An 18,305-nucleotide genomic window follows, 5' to 3' on the forward strand; every position below is an offset into this window, starting at 1 on the left:
CGATTACATCGAGATGTTCTACAACGTAAAACGCCGCCATGGTTTCAACAAGCACCTGTCACCGGTAGAGTTTGAAAAGCGTTACGCAATGAGCTTGCAAGGTGTCTAGAGAATCCGGGGCGATTCAACTTTATGCAGGCATTTGTGCGACCGGCACGGGACCTCCTGCATGAGCATGGATTGAAAGGCTTTCATGAGCTGCGGGCGGCTTACGCCTGTGAACGCTATGAACAACTGACTGGCTTCTCTGCACCCGTTAATGGCGGTCGTGGTCATCGAGAGGATCGAAAGCTCGATCAACGTGCACGCGAGCAGATCAGTCATGAGTTGGGACATAACCGCATCGATGTGGTGAGTGCCTACATCGGAGGCCGGCGATGACGGCCGAGTTCGACATAGAGTTGTTCCTGCACCCCGTGCTCAAAGGTGCACATGCCACGCAGCAGCGGCACATCAGGCAAGCAGAAAGGATGCACGAGGTGATTCGTGAGCGCTGGGGTTGCGCGACGCCCTGGTCCTGGAGAGAAAAGCATTTGAGATGGTTTTTGGAGCATTACCTGCGATGCTCAGCTCCAGCTACCGTCTACTACTACGAGTTAACAGCAGGGTTGATCCGCCTTAGAAAGGCAAAAGCCGTGGTTGTCTGATAGGCCTTTAAGCGTGAGCCCCTGAGTATGGGAATGCGGAGCCTTCCCATACTCAGGGGCTTGGCCGAAGAAGCGCTGGCAAGCTCCACTACACGGATGGCATGAACTGTCGCCGTGATGTCAGCGTATCGGCACCACCTTACGGTCCCTGGTTTGATTGATGGCCGACGCTGACAGGCTGCCGGTAGCCGCTTTCTGGATATGTTCACTCCACCAGGCCATCATCGGGCGCCGACGTTCGATGTAATCCGCCCGGTTGTAGGCGCTCCGAACTTCGTCCTTGTCGACATGCGCCAGCGCGACTTCGATCAGTTCCGGATCCCATCCATGCTCGTTTAGGATTGTGCTGGCCATGGAGCGCATGCCGTGGCTAACCAAGCGGTCCTGGAAGCCCATCCGTTTCAACGCCATGTTAGCTGTTTGGCTATTCGCGTGGGTGCGCGGGTTTCTATCTGACGGAAACACATATTCCCTGTGGCCGCTATGGTGCTTGAGCATCTCCAATAACGAGAGTGCATGTTCGGTCAGCGGAATTGTATGCGGACGACGCTTTTTCATTCGCTCCGCAGGGATGGTCCAAATGCGTTTGTCGAAGTCGATGTCTGCCCATCGAGTGGTGGCCGCCTCAGCAGGGCGTGTCATGGTATGAAGTTGCCATTCGATCAGGCAGCGGGTCGTCCGCTTGATGCTGGCGTTCGCGATTTCCATCATGAGCTCCGGAAGCTCGTCAGGTGGTAGCGCGGCCATATTTTCTTTCTTGGGTTTCTTGAACACCGCTCGAATGCCACTGAGGGGGTTGGCAAAGATCATCCCGGAATTGACCCCATAGGTCATGATCTCGTTAAGGCGCTGGCTCACTCGCTTAACGGTCTCGAGGCTGCCTTTGGCCTCAATTGGGCGAAGGAGCTTAATGACCATCGGAGCATTCACTTCCGATAACGGTGTTGATTTCATGGTTGGAAATACATGCAGTGTGAGCGAGCGCCAGATGTCTTCGGCATATGCTGGCGTGACCGAGTCCTTCTTCAGTTCGAACCAGGCGGTAGCGACGTTCTCGAACGTGTGTTCCGTTTCCGCTCGTTTGGCTTCTAGCTGCTCATTGCGTTGAGCTTTGGGGTCGATGCCTTGTGCAAGCAGCTCTCTGGCTTCAACGGTTTTCTTCCTGGCTTGCGCAAGAGAAACCTCGGGATAGGATCCGAGTGCCATATTGATTCGGTTCTTGGTTACGGGATGTCGGTAGTTGAAATTCCACTGCATCGAGCGATTGACCCTGACTCGCAGCTGGAGCCCGTCGCCATCGGTGAGGACGTAATCCTTGTCTTTCGGTTTGACCGCCTTGAGTTGGCGGTCGGAGAGGCGGGTGGTTTGAGCGCACATGAGAAGTACTCCATGACACCTTTTGGTATTCCCAAGATTAGCGCCGGGTAGCCGGGAATACCATTGGGAATACCAAATCGCCTGGAACTCTAAAAACCTCGAAAGCCTCCCGCAGCCCTGAAGCCCCCGTATTCACTGGATTTCAGGCACAAAAAAAGACGTCCGTGGACGTCTTTAGATGATGAAGTGGTGGAGCCGGGGGGATTTGAACCCGCATCCAGACCTTGTAGCGCGTGGCTTTCAGCGCTCAAGCTGCCATATTGCTGTCATTCCTCTAGTGACTCGGCGAGCTGATCGAAAAGCCGTCGTACGGATAGCCGCTTCACCTCCCCGCCTTGCAGATAAATGCAGTGTCCTTTTTCGTAGTCGGCAGAATTGGGGAACGCTGACGTATCGGCAGGAATATTGATCATACCCATGAACCTGCCCAGAATACCTACGGCAACCCCCAAGCACCCAGTTCCAGGAAGAAGCAAAACGCACGAGCAGTCGACTCTCTCAGTTGCCAGCTTCAGGATTTGCAGGGTTTCCGACTGAAGTTCCTCCTCAGACGGAAACCTTGTATGCAGCCTAACGTCGGGTCGAATGTCCTCTAGTTTGTCGCAGATCACTATTTGTCGAGCTTCGCTATGTCTGACGTGAGACCTAAATAATTCGCCGTAAGCATAGAACCCCGCGGAAAGAGCGACCTTGGCAACAAACTTTATATCTACATCCAGTCGTACGGTAATGCCTTCGACTTTCAGGGTGCGTCCGGATGCCTCGGATGGAGTGAGCAGGCGCCTCTCCTTTAAGTTGTAGATTCTCAATCCAGAGGCGGCAAAAACTGCTTGTACAGGTGTGCCATCTTCGAGCGTAACGTTTTTCGCCGTTGGTTCCGGCTTGGTGCCTGAATGGCCTAAAGCATTCTTTTTGTCCCGATCGAACATCATTAAAAAATCGTTTGCCACTCCTGCGTCCACTTTGGACGCGGGGCCTTTATTGAACTTTCTATCTGCCAGGATTGTAAATTTGTCAGAGCCGCCAAGTGATAGAGGGATTATGTGTTCTTCACTTAAGTCTGAACTTAACCCGTCTAGATATATGCAGTATCCATCCATGCTCAACTCACTTATTCTTGATCAGTGGGGTAGCCCACATCAGCTCAGCTTTGCCGCCTGCAATTATGTCTTCTGACGGCATCCACCGACCATAAACTCGTGCAATCATAGTCCAGTCGCTGTGCCCCATCTGTTTGGCTACCCACATCGGGTGCTCACCCGCCGAAAGCATCATCGAGGCGTAGGTGTGCCGAGTCTGGTACGGCCGCCGGTACCGAACACCAGCCTTCTTCATCGCCGGCACCCACATCGTTTTCCTGATTGGCCCATCACCCGCCCAGCGTTCTAGCGTGCGCGGGTTCTGGAAGACTTCGGCGTCAGCCAAGAACGTGTGGGCCTTCTGAGCTTTTAGTGCTTCCATTGCGGGCCTGAGCAGCTTCACGCTGCGTCGTCCTGCGGCCGTCTTCGTTGTCTCGGCCTTCCCCTTGCTGGCTTGGGTCATTGCTCGGCTTACCATGACTTCCTCGCGAAGCCAGTCGATATCGCCCCAGTCCAGCGCAACAAGTTCACTGGTGCGTAGGCCGGTCCACAAAGCGAACTGCATCATGTTGCGAGCTTGGCCGGAGAGGGCGCCCAGCACCACCTGCTGCTCTTCAGGGCTGAACGGGTCGACATCATCCTCCCTGGGCGGGGCTTCCTTGAGCGAATATGTCCAGCCCGCCAGTGGGTTTACCTCGATCAGCTCTTCGTCAGTCGCATCGTCGAGTGCCGAGCGCAGGCAGCTCTGTATGTTGCTGAGCGTTTTATTGCCCACTTCCAGAGTGGCCAGCCAGTCGCGCACGTCCTTTCTTTTCAGGTCGACCACCATCTTGTCGCCAAGCGCAGGAATTAGCCTGAGCTCAACCAGCTTTCGGTAGCCGTCGAAGGTGCTGCTGGAAATATGCTTTCGCTTCCCTTCCAGCCACCTGGTCAAAAAACCGTTCATGGTTTCGCGGGACGTTTCTGGTGCGAACTTCGCTGCCCGCGCAGATCCTGGAAACGTCACCGAGTAGTCGAAGGTGCCGATTGAGATTGCATGTTCAATGGCCGCTTTGTGCTGCTCGGCCTTTTTCAGGTTAGTGGCGGTGGGCTTGAGCGTGATCCGCTCGCGGCACCGGACGCCCCGATACATGAACGTGATTTCGATACTCGAATCGGAGACTGCCCGAACTCCCCTCCCGCCTCTACCCATGACTCATATCCCTCTATGTCGAGAAGCGTCCGGCCATCCGGCGCCTTGATCCATATCTCGCCGAGCCGCCAGATCCCGTCACGGATCTTTGAGCGGATCGCGTCCTCTGTGTAGCCAGACTCGCTGGCAAATTTCCTGACGGTCACATAGCGCATAGCTTCACCGCACTTCGTGTCGCGACACGTTTTCGGTATCCGCGTTTTGTGTCGCGGCATCGTTGCTCTGTGCGTACGCCGGCCCAAGCAGGCTGGTCCTGCGGTAGCAATCGACCGGGAACCCATACTCGCGGCAGGGGCAGACCTCGCCGCACTCGCTTTCCCGTCGTTCGATCCGCAACAGGCCGTGCCTCACCGCAATGTCCTGAATGTCGCAACCATCGAAGCTCCCGCCTTCATAGCTGGCGCTGATCAGCTCGTTGGCGAAGGCGCGCAAGGGGGCCGGGTACTCGCTCAGCCTGGCGTTTGCATCCAGCAAGCTATGCAGTTGGTCCTGCAGAGACTTTTTCTCTGCAATGCTCAGGAAGCAGGCGTGATTTGTGATCTGCAGGTCATCCTTCAGCCGATCGATCTCGGCGAACAGGGCCAGGATTTCGGCGGGATTGCAGGCGTGGCGGAATTGGTGCAGAAGCTCAAGTTCTTCATGGATCGTGACGTAACCCAAGGGGTGCATGGCTGCCTCTGCCAGCCGAATCAGTTCGTTATTCATCACGATCACCTCCCGACTCGGCCGTCATATGCAGGTTCAGATTGAAGCGGCACTCAGTGGCCAGGTGCATCAGTTCGCCGAGCCTGGTCTGGTCATCCTGTAGCATCTGGCCCAGGCGAACCAAGCGCGATCCGAGGCAGGCTAACTCTCCAGCACGGTTGCGGCGCTTGACGATAGTTGTACCGTTGGGGATACGAGTAGTCATAGCTGAAACCTCTCATCGCCTAGGTTTGTGGTGGTGGACAATTGCTCGTTTTGGCACATGGAAGTAGCCAGAGAAGCCCGCGCTGCCTCGTTCTCGGGACTGGTGGTGGCAGCGCCCTGCCTGGGGTTGAGCGCGCTGTCCGGTAAGCAACTGATCCCGGTGTTGTTCAAGATCCAGCAGGTAACGCCGCGCTGGCTGTCGTGCTGGACGCTGATTACTTGTTCGCCTGCGATGGCCTGGTCTGCGAGCAGCGCTAAGGCGAGAATGATCATGGTCTTCATGCTTGCGGTTCCCAGTCCCAATGCAGCTTTGGATTGATCGTCGGATAGCACTCCAGGGTGCCCAGGTCGATCAGCGTGAAGTGGCGGCCCATCCAGGCCCCGGTGTCGATGTGGTAGACGTTTCCCAGCACCGCCGGCTGGCGGGTGGGTGTGTGGCCCACGATCACAGCCCGAACGCCGCTGACACCTTCGTGGTTCTCGGTGGCGATGCGGGAGCGGGACCACTGGCAGCTGGCTTCAACGTTGAGCAGGCCGGGCACATCACCGTTGAGTGCATCGCGCAGCATCGACCAGGTTGGGAGGGGGCAGTCGGCGTGCACGATGCCCACCAGGCCGGCAGCCGTTTCCACCTCGATCGCCACCGGCAGTTCGCTCAGCGCCACCGCATACTCGGCCTTCTCGTCTTGGTTCTTGGCCATCAGCCAGGCGCCGCCGTTGTGCATATACAGATCGTCACGCAGTGCCTGCTGCACAAAGCAGACGGCCATGTCTTCGTGGTTGCCCTGTACCGCGTGGAACCATGGCTTGGCCAACCACTCCAGCACCAGGGCGCTTTCTGGCCCGCGGTCGACCAAGTCGCCAACGCTGAACAACCGGTCAGTGGTAGGGTTGAAGTCCACAGCATCGAGGGCGGCCTGCAGCTTGGTGAAGTGGCCGTGAATGTCTCCCACGGCGAAGTCGCGCCCGGCGGTGTTGATCTCAAACCGTTTGAGCTTGCTCACGACTCCACCCCCTGCGCTGCCTGGTATCCGGCCAGAAAAATCAGGTAGTCGGCATGGGTGCGGTGATCAACAAAGCCGCTGCAGCCCTTCTCCAGATCGCCCGGGGCCACGCTGACGGGATTGGCGGTAATGAACAGGTCGCGGGGATCTGCCAGCTGTTTGGGTTGTCCCGTGCTAACCGAAGCTGCCAGAGCTTCCAGAAGCAGTTCCTGGCGGTTCTGGTTGTCCAGGTACTGGCGCAGGGCCTGGATGAAAACACTGTTCATGCTGCGGTCGAGCTGGTCGGCAGCTTCCTCAACGCGAGAGCGAAGGCCGTCGGGCAGACGCACCACAAACTTATCAGCGGTGCGCGAATCGTAATTGGTGGTGCTCATGGTGATCTCCAGGCTGCTGGCGCCGATCTGCTCCAGCAGCCGATACGGGTTGGTTACTTGCCGACGCCGATGAAAGGGGTTGCGCTGCCGCTGGTCATGTACACCGGCAACTTCCCGTCCCACTTCTCGATAGCGTTGAGCTCGACAACGCCCGGGTTATTGCGCAGGGCTTGGCCACGGATGTTCAGCGACTCAGCCTCGCCCTGGGCGCGCAGCACCGCGGCATCCTTCAACCCCTTGGCTTCTTCGCGGGCCTTGTCTGCCTCGGCGATCACCTGGGCCACTTCGTTCTGGCGCTGCGCCGTCTTCTGGGTGGCCTCGATCTTCAGATTCAGTGCGGCCACCACCTTCTCCGGCAACCCGATCTCGCCGTTCAGGTAAAGGCTCTCGACGATGATCCCCTTGCTGTCGAAGTGGTCACGGACCCGAGCCTCCACGTCCTTCAGGAATCGCTCCTTGTTCGGGCCATATATCTCCTCGGCCGTTAGCTTCGACGCGGTGTTGTTGAAGGCCGTACGGATCACTTGTGGCACGTTGACCTGGACAATTTCGTCCATCGACTTGCGGTAGGTCTGGAACAGCAGGGGGGCGGCTCCTGGCTTGGCGCGTAGGGTCATGCCGATGGGGGTGCTGATTTTCATGCCGTCCTTGTCCTGGAACGTCACGGCACCGATGTTGATGTTTTGGTTGAACGTCGGGAACAGGAACAGCTCCTCATTCCAGGTCAGCCATTTGTAGCCGACACTGGTCTCGGTCGGAGTAACGCCTTTCTCGCTACCCATGAGGTTCACGATCACGCCCGTGTAGCCGGCGGGCACCTTGGAACAGCCGGCCGTGATGGCGAGCAGGCACAGCATTGCGATAGCGGCGATGCGCTTCATAGGTCTTCCTCTTTGGTGGTTGCCGCAGAACTGCGGCGCTTTTTGAACAGGTGGATGGCCAGGCAGATCGAGCTGATCAACCAGAGCGCAATCAGTGAGAGCCCGAGAATCACCATCGGGGTGGAGTCGGTGCTGATCATTGCCGGAGCAATCCCACGCAGGATGGCGAGCGTCAGGGCCAGGTAGAGCAGCGCCATCAGAAGCCGCAAAAACAGCCGGCCGGGCTTAATCAATACTTCGGTCATTCACTTTCTCCTGGCCGAACGAATCCCGGCCGCGTTGTTGGCTTTCGCAAAAAATCAGGGTTGGTTAAACGGTTTGATAGCTCTCGATACGACGCACAGCCACCCGGCCATCACCTGGGCGGCGAACTCGATTGAGTTGGTTGTCGCCGATGGCGCCCTGGCCGACGAAGACCGCGCAGAGCAGGATCAGCAACGGGCTGATGATCTGGCGCTTGAATGCCTCCAGAACCAGGCCGCGCATCGTCCGAGCGCCCAGCTTGAACCGCGCCACGTCGAGGCGCTTCTCAACGCTTTTCGGAGTGATACCCATCACCTTCGCGATCTCTTTCTGAGAGAGATCGGCGGCAGCCCACAAGGTGGCTTCAAGCTCGCGAGGAGCCAGACCCATCTTGAGATTGCCCTGCCAGTTGCCGGCGGTGAGGGTGTTGGTGGTCATGTGGGAGCTCCATGCTGGGGTGCGATGGAGTGGAGGATACCAAAAGGAAAGCCATTGTAAATACCAAATGGTAAATAGCGTAAGCATAAAAAAACCCGCGACTGCGGGCTTTCACATTTCCAGGTACCTACAGGTGTGATCCGTGCCAGCAAAACACCACACGACCGTGGATCGAAATCTCCCCGTCCCTATCGTGAGGGATGAGCATTTCTCTATACAGCGTGTTGTCCGAAATTATCCGCAAGCCATCCAGCTCACGCTGTATTCGCTTGATGTGCAACTGCCCAGCCATGGAAAAAACGTAGACCCCGTCGTATGAAACTGATTCAAACCCCGTATCTACCATAAGAAGATCACCGTGCGTAAACGATGGGGACATACTGTCTCCCACACCGATTATCAGCCGGAGATTCCCCGCTTCAGATACTGTCAGATTCTGCCTGACCCAAGAGCTCTGAATGCTCATTGAGTTAACTACACGATTAGCATCCGGTGGCTCGCTGCCAGACCCCATCGACGCCGCTACGTCGAGTATAGGCACGACAAGCGTGTCTTTGTAGGAGTCTATCTTGCTGCTAAGCATTCTTGGCGGTTCGATCGAATCCGCCAAATTAGTGTTGTCACTAGATGGTTGTGATGGATAGCGCTTGAAGTCGAAGGGCATATCAAGATAGCCAGGCTCCAGTTCGCAAGCCACCTCTATCTCGCGAGCCAGCTTCTCTCCGATGTTACGACTGTGCTCTGAGTTGTCCGAAAGAACCCGGGCCACATAAGAGGACTGACGATTGATCTTTTCCGCCAGGCGCGCCATCACCCCGCCAAATCTGAGGAGGATTAGCTGCTGAAGCCTACGTTTGCGTATTTCTCTGATATCCATACCAAAACTATACCTTTTGTTTCCCTTTCGGGAAATTACCTTGTGTTGGTACGTCAACTGGGTAATCTACGTACCTATTGGAACCATTAGGTAAAGATCATGTTGCTCAGAATTTATGTGGACGAGCTCCCTCGTGGAGGTCGAAAGCTACTAGCTCTTCAGCTCGGAGTTTCGGCTTCGTATCTTGCGCGCCTTGTATCGGGTGATCGTTCAATCACCGCCGAACGAGCACTTCAAATTGAGCGCGCCACTCTTGGCATCGTCAGCCGCTACGAGTTGCGGCCTGATCTGCAGTGGGAAGCACCGAAGCGGGGGAGGTCAGTTTCCTCGGCAGACCCCGCCCCAACCCTGAACGAAACTCTACGCCCCAACCCGGCCCTGGGTCAGTCCGGTGATCCCGCTGTTCAAGCATCCAGTACCGAGGTGGCGTAATGAACAACGTCATTTCGCTTTCGTTCGAGGGCAGTCCGGTTCGCTTTAATGCTGACGGGTGGATTGATGCGGCGTCTGCCGCAAAACGCTTTGGCAAGAAGCCTGCCGCCTGGTTGCGCAGCATTGAGACACTTGAGTATTTGAGCGCGCTTGCTGAGGCTTTGTTCGATAAAGGTGTCTCCGAGACACAGTTAGGGGAATTGCGCTCTCTTGACTCGCGCAGTAAGGAGGCGAAGGCGCTAACCCTAAGGCTGGCGAAAGACTCGGGCCTGGTAATTACAAAAAATGGCCGCGGCGGGGGCACATGGCTACATCCAAAACTCGGCGTTCGGTTCGCCCAATGGCTTGAGGTCAGGTTCGCCGTTTGGTGCGACTTGCAGATTGATTCGCTTCTTCGCGGATTTCCTTCTGCGATGGGTCGGTTCAACCATGCCTGTAAGCGACTTGATGATCGTCAGTCGCGGGCGAGTGCAAGCGGTCGTGATCTCGCTGAATGGAAGCGTGAGAAACCCGGACTGATCGCCGAAGTAGAACGCGGTCGTAACAAGCTGCAGATGATCCTCGCCTTGGATAATCCAGAAAGCCACAACTTGCGGGCTTCGTCATGAAGGCCTGCTCTTTCCCGCTGACGGTGTTGCGAGCCCATGAAATCTTAAATGGAGCTGAAAGTACTTATGGCCAGCAACGCTGTAACAATGCGCGAGCCAGTGCAGATGGGACTTCCCAGTTTCTGCATGCGGAAACTTTTCCAAGCTGCCCTGGCAATTCTTTGATCGAGTTTAAAAGAAATCAAAGTGCCGCTATCAGATCATTCACTCGGTTGCAGGGTGGAATCTCAGAAATGGGGCAGTACCCGGCCACTATTACAGATAAGGGTCACTCGCCCCTCCTGAGGCCCTCGATTAGTTCGTATAGTCCGAACCTGCACGTTTTCAGTGCAAATGGAAGGCCCTCCCCAGGGCCTGGTCAGCGACTTCCAATGGTTGGCTTTTGCCTGCCCAATGAAAAGGAATACGGCATGAGCCAATACACGCCTTCCATGTTTTTGTTGTCCGGCTAAATCGCAGACAACAAAAAGGCCCCCATTCGGGAGCCTTCTTAATCAGTCCACTGCAATGGACTTCTTTGAATCTTTCGTTCTGGAGAGCGAATTCATGCACCCAAAAAATAGCACCACACCACCAGGGGCGCAACCCCCGGCGCTTACTGAGGCTATGCCGATCCATTTGCTCGATGTCGACCATCCGGATTCTGGCCTTATTCAGGTATGTGCCAGTAAGCCCGTAAGCGACGCACTTTTCCTCGCTTCAACGCTGATGGGGTCGGCGCTCGAAATCATGGCACGCCTGACCGATGGCGGCATGGGCACGAATGAAGTATTCGGCGTCCGCTTTCTGATCGAGTCGTCTGTCGCATTGGTTGATGCGTCCACGCAAAGCGTTGAGTTTGGCTCCGGTCAAGGAGGTGCAGTATGAGCGGCCCACAACTTTCCGCAGTCATGATCGCTGATGATGTGCTCGACCTGTTGAGGGTCGCTGTTGAGAACATCCGGCATATGCAAGCGCTGTTTGGCGCGATCAAGAACGACCACAAGCACGGTAACCACGCGAATACCTGGCAGCTTGCCGACCTCGGCGCCTATCTCGGTTACGACTGGGGCAATTACCACGAAAGCCAGATCTCCCGTGCACAGTCTGACTTGGCCGTTGTGGAGCGTGACGCGCAAAGCCCAAAGCAGGACCAACGCCCTATTCCTCTTGTGGAGTACGCCAATGGTCGGCAAGCCGCTGTTGGCGCTCAGCTTGGGTTGAGTCAGACCGCGATCAACAAGGCAATGCGGGGCAATCGGGCGATCTTCATCACCGAACACGCTGACGGAACACTGTCAGCAGTTGAGCACAAGGCGTTTGGCGCCATCGGCTTCTCGCTGAAAGGAGGTGCCCAATGACTCGTTCTCACGAAACGCTCGGCCACCCGTTTGCCACTCAAGGCCTGCACGACGTTCTTGAGGCCTGTGGTGGTGTTCCTGTGCATGAGTCTCTAGATGCCGCCATCGATCGCTTGGATGCGGCAGTGGATGGCATTCGCGAACTTATGCAAGAGACCTCGGTGACTTGCCAGGCAACGCTGGTCTTCTTCGCGGTCGAGAGCGCTTTGGCGTTGGTGATTGCTGCGCATGCAGGGGTAGCACCTACTGCCGGAGGTGCAGCATGACTACCGACCTCTGCGATGCGCGCGATCTCATCGCCCGCGAAGCCGTTGATCAATTGGCTGCTGCAGTGCAAACCATCCTCCAACTGGAGGAATTGCTGAAGGCCACCCGGCCTGGTCTAGACAAGCACACGGCACCAGCTCGCCTGATTGAACTCGGTATCTACGCGGCTTGTGACCAGGCCAATGGCTTCGACTGCGCGCGGGAGGATCTGCAGCAGCGGTTGCAGGCGTGCGCGCCACAAAATGCCACTGCTCCAGTTCGTGGCGCGGGGGGTGCAGCATGAGCCTGGTAACCATCAAAGACGGCGATGCCGTAACCATGACCAGTTCTGAAATCGCCGAACTGACCGGGAAGTTGCATAAAAACGTGATCCGCGACATTCGCGAAATGCTCGAGGAGCTGGAAAAGGATGGCTCAGATCTGAGCCATGTCCGCGAAGACAAGGATGCACGCGGCTACACGGAAAACTTCCACCTCGATCGCGAGCTGACCGAAACGCTGATCACCGGCTACAGCATCCCACTGCGGCACAAAGTAATTCGGCGCCTTCACGACCTGGAAGAACAGGCCGCCCGCCCGATGACCCAGGCCGAGATCACCGCAGCCAACGCGAACCACCTGGTGGCCGTCGAGCGCCAGCAGCGGGAGCAGCAGGTGGCGCTGGAGCGGATCGAGCAGAAGGTCGAGGACCTGGGCCGGTTCCACGTTTGGGACTACTGCCCGCAAAACTGCCTGTCACTGACCGGCGTCAAGGCCGCGATGAACGACCGGTTTGGGCTATCCGGGCCTGTCGTTGACTACGTCTTGAAGCTTTGGCCGCACCAACCAAACCCGGCCGGCATGGTCCGTAATGGCCACGAGGACGCCATGGGCAGCCAGTACATGGTCTGGGCCAAAACCCTGGTTACCGCAGCTTTCAAGCGTTTCGTTTCCGAATCTACGATGGTCACCGCCACCCAGGCGACCCACCCATATTTTGAGGGCCGGTTCCGCCTGGTCCAGAAGGCCAAGCCATGAAGAAGTACACCAAGAACGAACTCAAGGCCCAGATCATCGAACTGTCGATTGATCACCACCGCACACAACTTGCGGTGAGGCGGCGCCGTAACGAACTGAACGATCTGTACCAGTGCTACTTCCGTTTGCACGGTGATCCCGAGCCAAATCACCGCGGCATTCGCCTGGGCGATCCCCGTTATGCCGGGGTGATCGAATACACCAACGATGCGTGCACGGCGCTCTACAAGGCCAGGCAGAAACGCTACAGCGCCAAGCGTCGTCTCGACACCGCTGTGCGCCGGCTGATGATCCTCACTGGTGCCTCTTTCGCCGTGCCAGATGCTCCAGCAACGAAGCGTCCTGCGTTGACGTTGGTAAGGCGTTCCACGGCCAGCGGGGAGACCCTGCAATGACCAACCTCAAACCATCCGACCTGCTGGAGCTGGTCGACGTGCAGCCCGAGCCCGACCTGCCACCGAACTGGCTCAACGTGGTGGCCCGCAAGAAGCTTGGCCAGCCCCAGGAATGGCGCTGGTGCAAGTTCGAGATGATCGGCGACACCGACGACTGCGTGGTCGAGGGCGGCATTCCTCGACTGCTGCAGAGCGGCAAGCGCAAGGGGCAGCCAACCTGGCGCGATTGCGAGCTGATCAAGTGCGTTGTCACCAAGGCCGAGCATGATCAGGCCAAAACCGACTACGAGACTGAAACGGGCAAGTGCCACGAATGCGCCGGCTCTGGCCTGTGGCTGTCTGGCTGGGGTGTTGATACGGGGAACCGCTTCAAGCCGTGCGTGCGGTGTGGTGCCACTGGCAAGGCCCAGGAGGTGCGCCCATGAACATCATCCGGCCTCATGCCCCCCCCCAGGAGCGCCGTACAGCCACGGTCGTGACAGGCCCCTGGCCGACTTACAGCCAGTTCAAGGATCTGCCCGAGCGCGAGCGCTGGGTGCTCTATGGCAGCGCCAAGGCCTACCGCGAGGCGCTGGAAACCCAGGGCTTTGCCATGGCCGAGAGCTACGACGACTTCATCAGCCGTATCTGCCAGGAGCTTGAACTGTGACCAAGCCAGTTAATGTGGAAAAGGCCACGCCAACCATATTTTATGCCAAGCAGGCCCCGTACAGCTCGGTCAGCAATGACGTGGTGGCCATGATCTCCAATCCGGACGCCCTTGCCATCTGGATCTTCCTGCAAACCCGCACCAGCGATTGGAAGGTGATCGGATCGTTCCTCCAGGACAGGTTCTCGATCGGTCGCGAGCGCTACTCGAAGGCCATGGCGTGCCTCAAGGACCTGGGGCTGGTTAGCCATGAAGTCGTGCGCGAGGAGGGTACCGGCAAGGTGCTTGGCCGCCGTGTAATCGTCCACTACGAACCGAACCTACAGGTTTCCGAATATTCGGTTAACCGAAGTGTGGGTTTGCCGAACTGCGGGGAAACCGACAACTACTTAATAAAGGATTCTATTACTCAATCAATAGAGAAAGAACCAACGGTCGCTAACGCTCCCTCGGCATCGAGGAAGAAGGCTCAGAAGTTCGATCCCCTTACCGCCAAGCCGACCAACGTGAGCGAACAGGTCTGGGCCGACTGGTGCCAGCACCGCAAGGAGATCCACAAACCGCTGACCGCCAAGAGCTGTGAGCAGCAGGCCAAGGCGCTGGCCAACCATGCAGCACCAGACGCGGTGATCAACCAGTCCATCAGCAACGGCTGGACCGGCCTGTTCCCGGACAAGGTGCTGCCAGGCGCTGGCGCCAGTAGCGCCCAGCAGAGCGCCGTCCTCAGCGTTCCAACTCACACCCAGGAGATGTACCCCAATGACCTTTTCTAAATTCAGCCCGGCACCGCAGTTGATCGAAAGCCGGACTAGGGCTTGCGGCGTCCCTGGGCATAACCAGTTCCAGCAGGGTCTGGTCGAGCAGTTCGATGGATCATGGAAACCCAACACCTGTCCGGCCTGTCGTTGGCAGGCGCTGTACAACACTCCGAAGGATCGTGACGAACACCTGAGTGCCGTGGCGGACGATGCTGCTGAATACTTGAACCTTGCTCTGATCGCCACCGGCATCACGCCGCGTTTTCGTGGGTGCAGCTTCGACGGCTACACCACTGGCGACGACAAAGCCAAGCAGCGCGCACTGAGCATCTGCCGGAAGTATGCCGAGGGCTTCGAGGCGCATTCGCAGGCTGGGCGTGCGCTGATGCTCATGGGCGAGATCGGCACCGGCAAGACGCACCTGGCCTGCGCCATCCTGCAACACGTTGTTCGCCAAGGCGGGTATACGGGGCTAATCGTCACCGCGGAGTCGATCACCCAGGCAGTGACCGACAGCTTTCGCGGCAATGCAGGGCCGTCCAAGTCCGACCTGATCGCCGAGCTCGCCGCAGTTGACCTGCTGGTCATTGACGAGGTTGGTATGCATACGGCCAAGCCTGGGAAGGACTTCACCCCGGGGCTGCTGCATGAGGCAATTGATCGTCGTTACCAATTGATCAAGCCAACCATTTTGATCAGCAACCAGAAGCCAGAGATGCTGCAGGACTTCATCGGCCCTCGCGCTGCTGATCGTCTGCGCGAAAACGGTGGCCTGCTGGCCCCCTTCACCTGGGGGTCTGCCCGCTCTGGAGGTACGGCATGACGAACTATCCGGATTTTGCTGATATTCCACCGGCTTATGGCGTTGTGCCTGAGTCTGCGCTCTACAGCCATGATGCTGAATACGCTTTGATCGGCAGCATGATCCACCAGCCTGAGCTGATCGACGATGCAGGAGCCCGATTGGTAGTTGGTGACTTCCACCACCCGGCCTGTGCTGAGCTGTACGAGCTGCTTCTGGTGCTGCGCACCAAGGGTGTGGGGATTGACGTTGTGACGCTATCAGACGCTCGCAGCCACCTTGCTGACGGGCAGAGCACGCTGTCGGTGGCCTCCCATATCGCGCACAACACCCCCAGCGCAGCGAACTTCAGCGCCTACAGCAAGATCGTCAAGCAGCGATCCGTAGCCAGACGGGTTATCGCGGCTGCGCAGATCATGAGTCAGCGTCTGATCGATGGCGAGCCGCTGGACGAGGTGCTGGCTCAGGGACAGCAGGCCTGGGTGTCGCTTGAGGCTGAGGGGCTGGATTCGCGCCGCCGATATCGCTTTGTGCGCGACATCCTGCCCGAGGCTATCGATGGGATTGATCGGCGGTTCAACCGGACGGTAAGTCTTGGGTTCGACACTGGTCTGCCTTCGCTGGATGAGTTCATTCCCGGGCTTTGTCCTGGTCACATGGTGGTCATCGCCGGTGCGCCAGGTAGCGGCAAGACCACGTTGGGCTTGGGCATCTCCGAGCGTGTAGCGCTGGTCAAGAAGCTCCCGTCGCTGGTGTTCTCGATGGAGATGACCGACGTGGAACTGACGAACCGCTCTCTGGCTTCCGTCGGCGGTGTTCAGCTCAAGCACATCAGCGAAGGGCACTCGATGGGCGACGGCGATTGGCCGGGCCTGACTTCTGCGGTCAACCTGCTGAACGAGGCGCCGCTGATCTTCTGTGACGATGCATCGCTGACGCTGCGGGATATTCGGCAGATCTGCCGCACGGTTAAGCGCGAGCACGGGCTTGGCATCGTGGCGGTGGACTACATCGGGCTTATCAACGGCGAGAGCAAATCGTCGAGTCGTTACGAACAGGTCACCGATATCAGTAAGGGCCTGAAGCGCCTGGCTAAGGAGCTGGGCGTGCCCCTGGTGGTGCTGGCGCAGCTCAACCGCGGGCCGAACAGCAGGGCCAACAAGCGCCCGACCAAAAGCGACCTGCGCGACTCCGGGCAGATCGAGGCCGATGCCGACGTGGTGGTGCTGGTGCATCGAGACAGCGAGACCGATGCCGGCAAGGCCGGAGTCACCGAGTTGATCGTGGACAAGAACCGCCATGGCCCGACCGGCACCTGCCGCGTCCAGCACCAGGGCGCTTATCACCGATTTGTTGAGCTTGTGGGGAACCCGTTTCCAGCAGACGAAGAGGTTGAAATGAACCGGCCGGGCCGTAGCTTCGCCCGTACCTACAAGGGGAGAAAAGACCATGAATAGCGTAACTGCGGCACTGCCGCGCAAGAGCCTGAGCTCGGTCGAATGCAAGTTTCTGAAGGTCGGCAACCGGATGCTGCTGGAACAAACCAATGGCCGGATCGCATCGGCGGCATTGATGGACATCGTGGCCGACTGGCACGGCACTCGGGCAAACATCGGTTTCGAGCAGTTCGCCAAGAACTGGATCGCCGAGGGCAACGCCAAGAACAAACACGCCAACAAGCTGCTGCGAGAGCTGTTCGGCCTTGATCAAGATCCGACCCCGCGGAGGGCTGCATGAAGAAACGAACGTATATCGACAAGCCCCTGGGGGATACTGAGTGGCTGCTGGAGCAGTGGGGCAGTTGGCGGATGGATGGGATGGGGGTGCCTCGGTACGTTTCGCCCTCCGTCACCGGCGCTGCCGCGGGTGGTGGTTGTCAGTATTCCTTGACCGATGACGAAGCGCTGGCAATTGACTCTGCAGTGGCCAAGCTGACGAAGCGCAACCAGCAGATGGGGGACTTCGTCTGGCTCTACTTCGGCTCGAAGTGGACTATGGTCCGGGTTGGTGAGTCAGTTGGGGTTTCCGAGCGCACGGCAAGGGAAATCATCAAGGGCGGCGTCGGCTTTATCGATGGCTACTTGCACGGAATCAGCGAGGCAGCGTAAAAAATTCTTTCATGCCGGATAAACACCTGTTTTCATGGCAGCGTGTTTAGCTTTTCAAGCGCGACACCACAGAGAAAGCCCGGCCATTGCGCTGGGCTTTTTCGTTTATGCAGATGACGCGCCCAGGCAGCTGGGCTAAGTCGGTAGTGGCGTGGATCAAAGCCGTGCGCTCCCTGATCGACTACGCGATGAGAGTCTGGGGTACGTGACCCAGCGAGCCAGACCACCAAGCCGGGTATGCACCGGCCCTCTGCACCCATTCGAGCCTCGGCATCCGCTGGGGCTTTTTCATTTCTGGAGCACGGCAATGCAGAGTTCGGACTTCGTTAAGGGTGTATCAGGCTGGCGTATCACCGATGGCCGCATTGAGCTGTATGGCGGACTGGCTCCGATCATCCTGGAGAAGACGCCAGAGCCTGAGCAACCCTTCGTTGTTGTCGATGGCGTCGCCTACATCAGCGAGGCCTCCATCAAGGATGGCTCTATCGGCAAGACCCGGATCACCAACAGCGTGTCGGTGAGGTTCGGGGCTGGCGGCAGCAGTTCCTCGCAGTTCTTGCTGGACGCTGACAAGTTCCAGGTGAATGAGCGCATTGATTCTGTGAAGGAGGAAGTTGAGCGCTTGAAGCTTGAGCAGCACGCAGATGTCGTCAATCTCGATATGGCGCAGCGGCTCCTTTCTGAGCGATTGGATAGCCTAGCGAAGAAGTTGAACGAGCTGCATACCCTGCTGGGTGAGACCAAAGACCGTGTCAAGCGCGAGATTGCTGAGACAGTTCTGCAAGATCTGGAGCGCGACAAGTCTGGCGTCGTACTCGGCACCTTCAGGGCAGCCTTCCCTTCGGCGGACCCCCAGGTGCTGGGCTGACCAAATCCTAACCCCTCACTCCCTAACCGGGAGGATATCG

Annotated in this window: 30 protein-coding genes and 1 pseudogene; 19 read left to right on the forward strand and 12 right to left on the reverse strand. The window is 57.8% G+C overall.

Annotation, left to right across the window (positions count from 1 at the left end; translation table 11 throughout):
• The 3 genes and pseudogenes from GV818_RS30820 to GV818_RS30830 form a co-directional block, all read left to right on the forward strand.
• On the forward strand, positions 1-109 hold a 109-nt coding region (locus GV818_RS30820), incomplete at its 5' end, for an IS3 family transposase (RefSeq protein WP_161778143.1).
• A gap of 17 nt (positions 110-126) precedes the next feature.
• Positions 127-381: pseudogene (locus tag GV818_RS34685) on the forward strand (integrase domain-containing protein); the annotation flags it as partial.
• On the forward strand, positions 378-647 hold the full coding sequence (locus tag GV818_RS30830; RefSeq protein ID WP_161778397.1) for a hypothetical protein: 270 nt from the start codon (positions 378-380) through the stop codon (positions 645-647). The pseudogene GV818_RS34685 and the gene GV818_RS30830, both read left to right, overlap by 4 nt.
• A 120-nt stretch (positions 648-767) precedes the next feature.
• Here GV818_RS30830 and GV818_RS30835 read toward each other — a convergent pair whose 3' ends face one another.
• The 12 genes from GV818_RS30835 to GV818_RS30890 form a co-directional block, all read right to left on the reverse strand.
• The gene (locus tag GV818_RS30835; RefSeq protein WP_161778398.1) at positions 768-2,024 is read right to left on the reverse strand and encodes an integrase domain-containing protein; all 1,257 of its coding nucleotides are present in this window, start codon (positions 2,022-2,024) and stop codon (positions 768-770) included.
• A gap of 266 nt (positions 2,025-2,290) precedes the next feature.
• Positions 2,291-3,124: an HNH endonuclease gene (locus GV818_RS30840; protein ID WP_161778399.1), complete on the reverse strand. Its 834-nt coding sequence runs from the start codon at positions 3,122-3,124 to the stop codon at positions 2,291-2,293.
• A gap of 7 nt (positions 3,125-3,131) precedes the next feature.
• A complete protein-coding gene (locus GV818_RS30845; RefSeq protein WP_161778400.1) occupies positions 3,132-4,295 on the reverse strand; it encodes an Arm DNA-binding domain-containing protein in 1,164 nt (387 codons plus the stop codon).
• Positions 4,296-4,454: 159 nt separating this feature from the next.
• Positions 4,455-5,000 carry a hypothetical protein gene (locus GV818_RS30850; protein WP_161778401.1) on the reverse strand — a complete coding sequence of 182 codons (546 nt, stop codon included), beginning with the start codon at positions 4,998-5,000 and terminating at the stop codon, positions 4,455-4,457.
• Complete coding sequence (locus GV818_RS30855; RefSeq protein WP_161778402.1) at positions 4,993-5,205, reverse strand: hypothetical protein; 213 nt, start codon at positions 5,203-5,205, stop codon at positions 4,993-4,995. Before GV818_RS30855 ends, GV818_RS30850 begins: the two co-directional genes overlap by 8 nt.
• Positions 5,202-5,486: a hypothetical protein gene (locus GV818_RS30860; RefSeq protein WP_161778403.1), complete on the reverse strand. Its 285-nt coding sequence runs from the start codon at positions 5,484-5,486 to the stop codon at positions 5,202-5,204. The genes GV818_RS30855 and GV818_RS30860 overlap by 4 nt, the downstream gene beginning before the upstream one ends.
• Positions 5,483-6,208, reverse strand: coding sequence for a metallophosphoesterase (locus GV818_RS30865; RefSeq protein WP_161778404.1), 726 nt, complete (start codon positions 6,206-6,208; stop codon positions 5,483-5,485). Before GV818_RS30865 ends, GV818_RS30860 begins: the two co-directional genes overlap by 4 nt.
• On the reverse strand, positions 6,205-6,582 hold the full coding sequence (locus GV818_RS34830) for a CopG family ribbon-helix-helix protein (RefSeq protein WP_306108710.1): 378 nt from the start codon (positions 6,580-6,582) through the stop codon (positions 6,205-6,207). Before GV818_RS34830 ends, GV818_RS30865 begins: the two co-directional genes overlap by 4 nt.
• Positions 6,583-6,635: 53 nt before the next feature.
• Entirely contained in the window at positions 6,636-7,463 is an 828-nt protein-coding gene (locus GV818_RS30875; RefSeq protein ID WP_161778405.1) for an SPFH domain-containing protein, read from the reverse strand.
• Positions 7,460-7,708, reverse strand: a complete 249-nt coding sequence (locus GV818_RS30880) for a hypothetical protein (protein ID WP_161778406.1) — start codon at positions 7,706-7,708, stop codon at positions 7,460-7,462. Before GV818_RS30880 ends, GV818_RS30875 begins: the two co-directional genes overlap by 4 nt.
• Positions 7,709-7,772: 64 nt before the next feature.
• Positions 7,773-8,144, reverse strand: a complete 372-nt coding sequence (locus GV818_RS30885; protein ID WP_161778407.1) for a helix-turn-helix transcriptional regulator — start codon at positions 8,142-8,144, stop codon at positions 7,773-7,775.
• A gap of 127 nt (positions 8,145-8,271) precedes the next feature.
• Positions 8,272-9,021, reverse strand: coding sequence for a S24 family peptidase (locus tag GV818_RS30890; protein WP_161778408.1), 750 nt, complete (start codon positions 9,019-9,021; stop codon positions 8,272-8,274).
• A 99-nt stretch (positions 9,022-9,120) separates the two neighbouring features.
• Between GV818_RS30890 and GV818_RS30895 the strand changes: the two genes are divergently transcribed.
• The 16 genes from GV818_RS30895 (at position 9,121) to GV818_RS30970 (ending at position 18,265) form a co-directional block, all read left to right on the forward strand.
• Entirely contained in the window at positions 9,121-9,453 is a 333-nt protein-coding gene (locus GV818_RS30895) for a transcriptional regulator (protein WP_161778409.1), read from the forward strand.
• Positions 9,453-10,061 carry a KilA-N domain-containing protein gene (locus tag GV818_RS30900; RefSeq protein WP_161778410.1) on the forward strand — a complete coding sequence of 203 codons (609 nt, stop codon included), beginning with the start codon at positions 9,453-9,455 and terminating at the stop codon, positions 10,059-10,061. Before GV818_RS30895 ends, GV818_RS30900 begins: the two co-directional genes overlap by 1 nt.
• Before the next feature lie 507 nt (positions 10,062-10,568).
• A complete protein-coding gene (locus GV818_RS30905; RefSeq protein WP_161778411.1) occupies positions 10,569-10,928 on the forward strand; it encodes a hypothetical protein in 360 nt (119 codons plus the stop codon).
• Positions 10,925-11,401, forward strand: a complete 477-nt coding sequence (locus tag GV818_RS30910; protein ID WP_256679565.1) for a Cro/CI family transcriptional regulator — start codon at positions 10,925-10,927, stop codon at positions 11,399-11,401. Before GV818_RS30905 ends, GV818_RS30910 begins: the two co-directional genes overlap by 4 nt.
• Positions 11,398-11,667, forward strand: a complete 270-nt coding sequence (locus tag GV818_RS30915) for a hypothetical protein (RefSeq protein ID WP_161778412.1) — start codon at positions 11,398-11,400, stop codon at positions 11,665-11,667. The genes GV818_RS30910 and GV818_RS30915 overlap by 4 nt, the downstream gene beginning before the upstream one ends.
• The gene (locus tag GV818_RS30920; RefSeq protein WP_161778413.1) at positions 11,664-11,951 is read left to right on the forward strand and encodes a hypothetical protein; all 288 of its coding nucleotides are present in this window, start codon (positions 11,664-11,666) and stop codon (positions 11,949-11,951) included. Before GV818_RS30915 ends, GV818_RS30920 begins: the two co-directional genes overlap by 4 nt.
• A complete protein-coding gene (locus GV818_RS30925; protein ID WP_161778414.1) occupies positions 11,948-12,685 on the forward strand; it encodes a Rha family transcriptional regulator in 738 nt (245 codons plus the stop codon). Before GV818_RS30920 ends, GV818_RS30925 begins: the two co-directional genes overlap by 4 nt.
• Entirely contained in the window at positions 12,682-13,080 is a 399-nt protein-coding gene (locus GV818_RS30930; RefSeq protein WP_161778415.1) for a hypothetical protein, read from the forward strand. The genes GV818_RS30925 and GV818_RS30930 overlap by 4 nt, the downstream gene beginning before the upstream one ends.
• Positions 13,077-13,505 carry a hypothetical protein gene (locus GV818_RS30935; protein ID WP_161778416.1) on the forward strand — a complete coding sequence of 143 codons (429 nt, stop codon included), beginning with the start codon at positions 13,077-13,079 and terminating at the stop codon, positions 13,503-13,505. Before GV818_RS30930 ends, GV818_RS30935 begins: the two co-directional genes overlap by 4 nt.
• On the forward strand, positions 13,502-13,729 hold the full coding sequence (locus tag GV818_RS30940) for a hypothetical protein (RefSeq protein ID WP_161778417.1): 228 nt from the start codon (positions 13,502-13,504) through the stop codon (positions 13,727-13,729). The genes GV818_RS30935 and GV818_RS30940 overlap by 4 nt, the downstream gene beginning before the upstream one ends.
• Complete coding sequence (locus GV818_RS30945) at positions 13,726-14,502, forward strand: DNA-binding domain-containing protein (protein ID WP_161778418.1); 777 nt, start codon at positions 13,726-13,728, stop codon at positions 14,500-14,502. The genes GV818_RS30940 and GV818_RS30945 overlap by 4 nt, the downstream gene beginning before the upstream one ends.
• Positions 14,489-15,310, forward strand: coding sequence for an ATP-binding protein (locus GV818_RS30950; RefSeq protein WP_161778419.1), 822 nt, complete (start codon positions 14,489-14,491; stop codon positions 15,308-15,310). The genes GV818_RS30945 and GV818_RS30950 overlap by 14 nt, the downstream gene beginning before the upstream one ends.
• Positions 15,307-16,746, forward strand: coding sequence for a replicative DNA helicase (locus GV818_RS30955; protein WP_161778420.1), 1,440 nt, complete (start codon positions 15,307-15,309; stop codon positions 16,744-16,746). Before GV818_RS30950 ends, GV818_RS30955 begins: the two co-directional genes overlap by 4 nt.
• Positions 16,739-17,026, forward strand: coding sequence for a hypothetical protein (locus tag GV818_RS30960; protein WP_161778421.1), 288 nt, complete (start codon positions 16,739-16,741; stop codon positions 17,024-17,026). The genes GV818_RS30955 and GV818_RS30960 overlap by 8 nt, the downstream gene beginning before the upstream one ends.
• Complete coding sequence (locus tag GV818_RS30965) at positions 17,023-17,397, forward strand: antiterminator Q family protein (protein ID WP_161778422.1); 375 nt, start codon at positions 17,023-17,025, stop codon at positions 17,395-17,397. The genes GV818_RS30960 and GV818_RS30965 overlap by 4 nt, the downstream gene beginning before the upstream one ends.
• A 307-nt stretch (positions 17,398-17,704) precedes the next feature.
• Entirely contained in the window at positions 17,705-18,265 is a 561-nt protein-coding gene (locus tag GV818_RS30970; protein ID WP_161778423.1) for a phage tail tip fiber protein, read from the forward strand.
• Positions 18,266-18,305 lie beyond the last annotated feature (40 nt).

Source organism: Pseudomonas sp. Fl4BN1, assembly GCF_009908285.1.
GTDB lineage: Bacteria > Pseudomonadota > Gammaproteobacteria > Pseudomonadales > Pseudomonadaceae > Aquipseudomonas.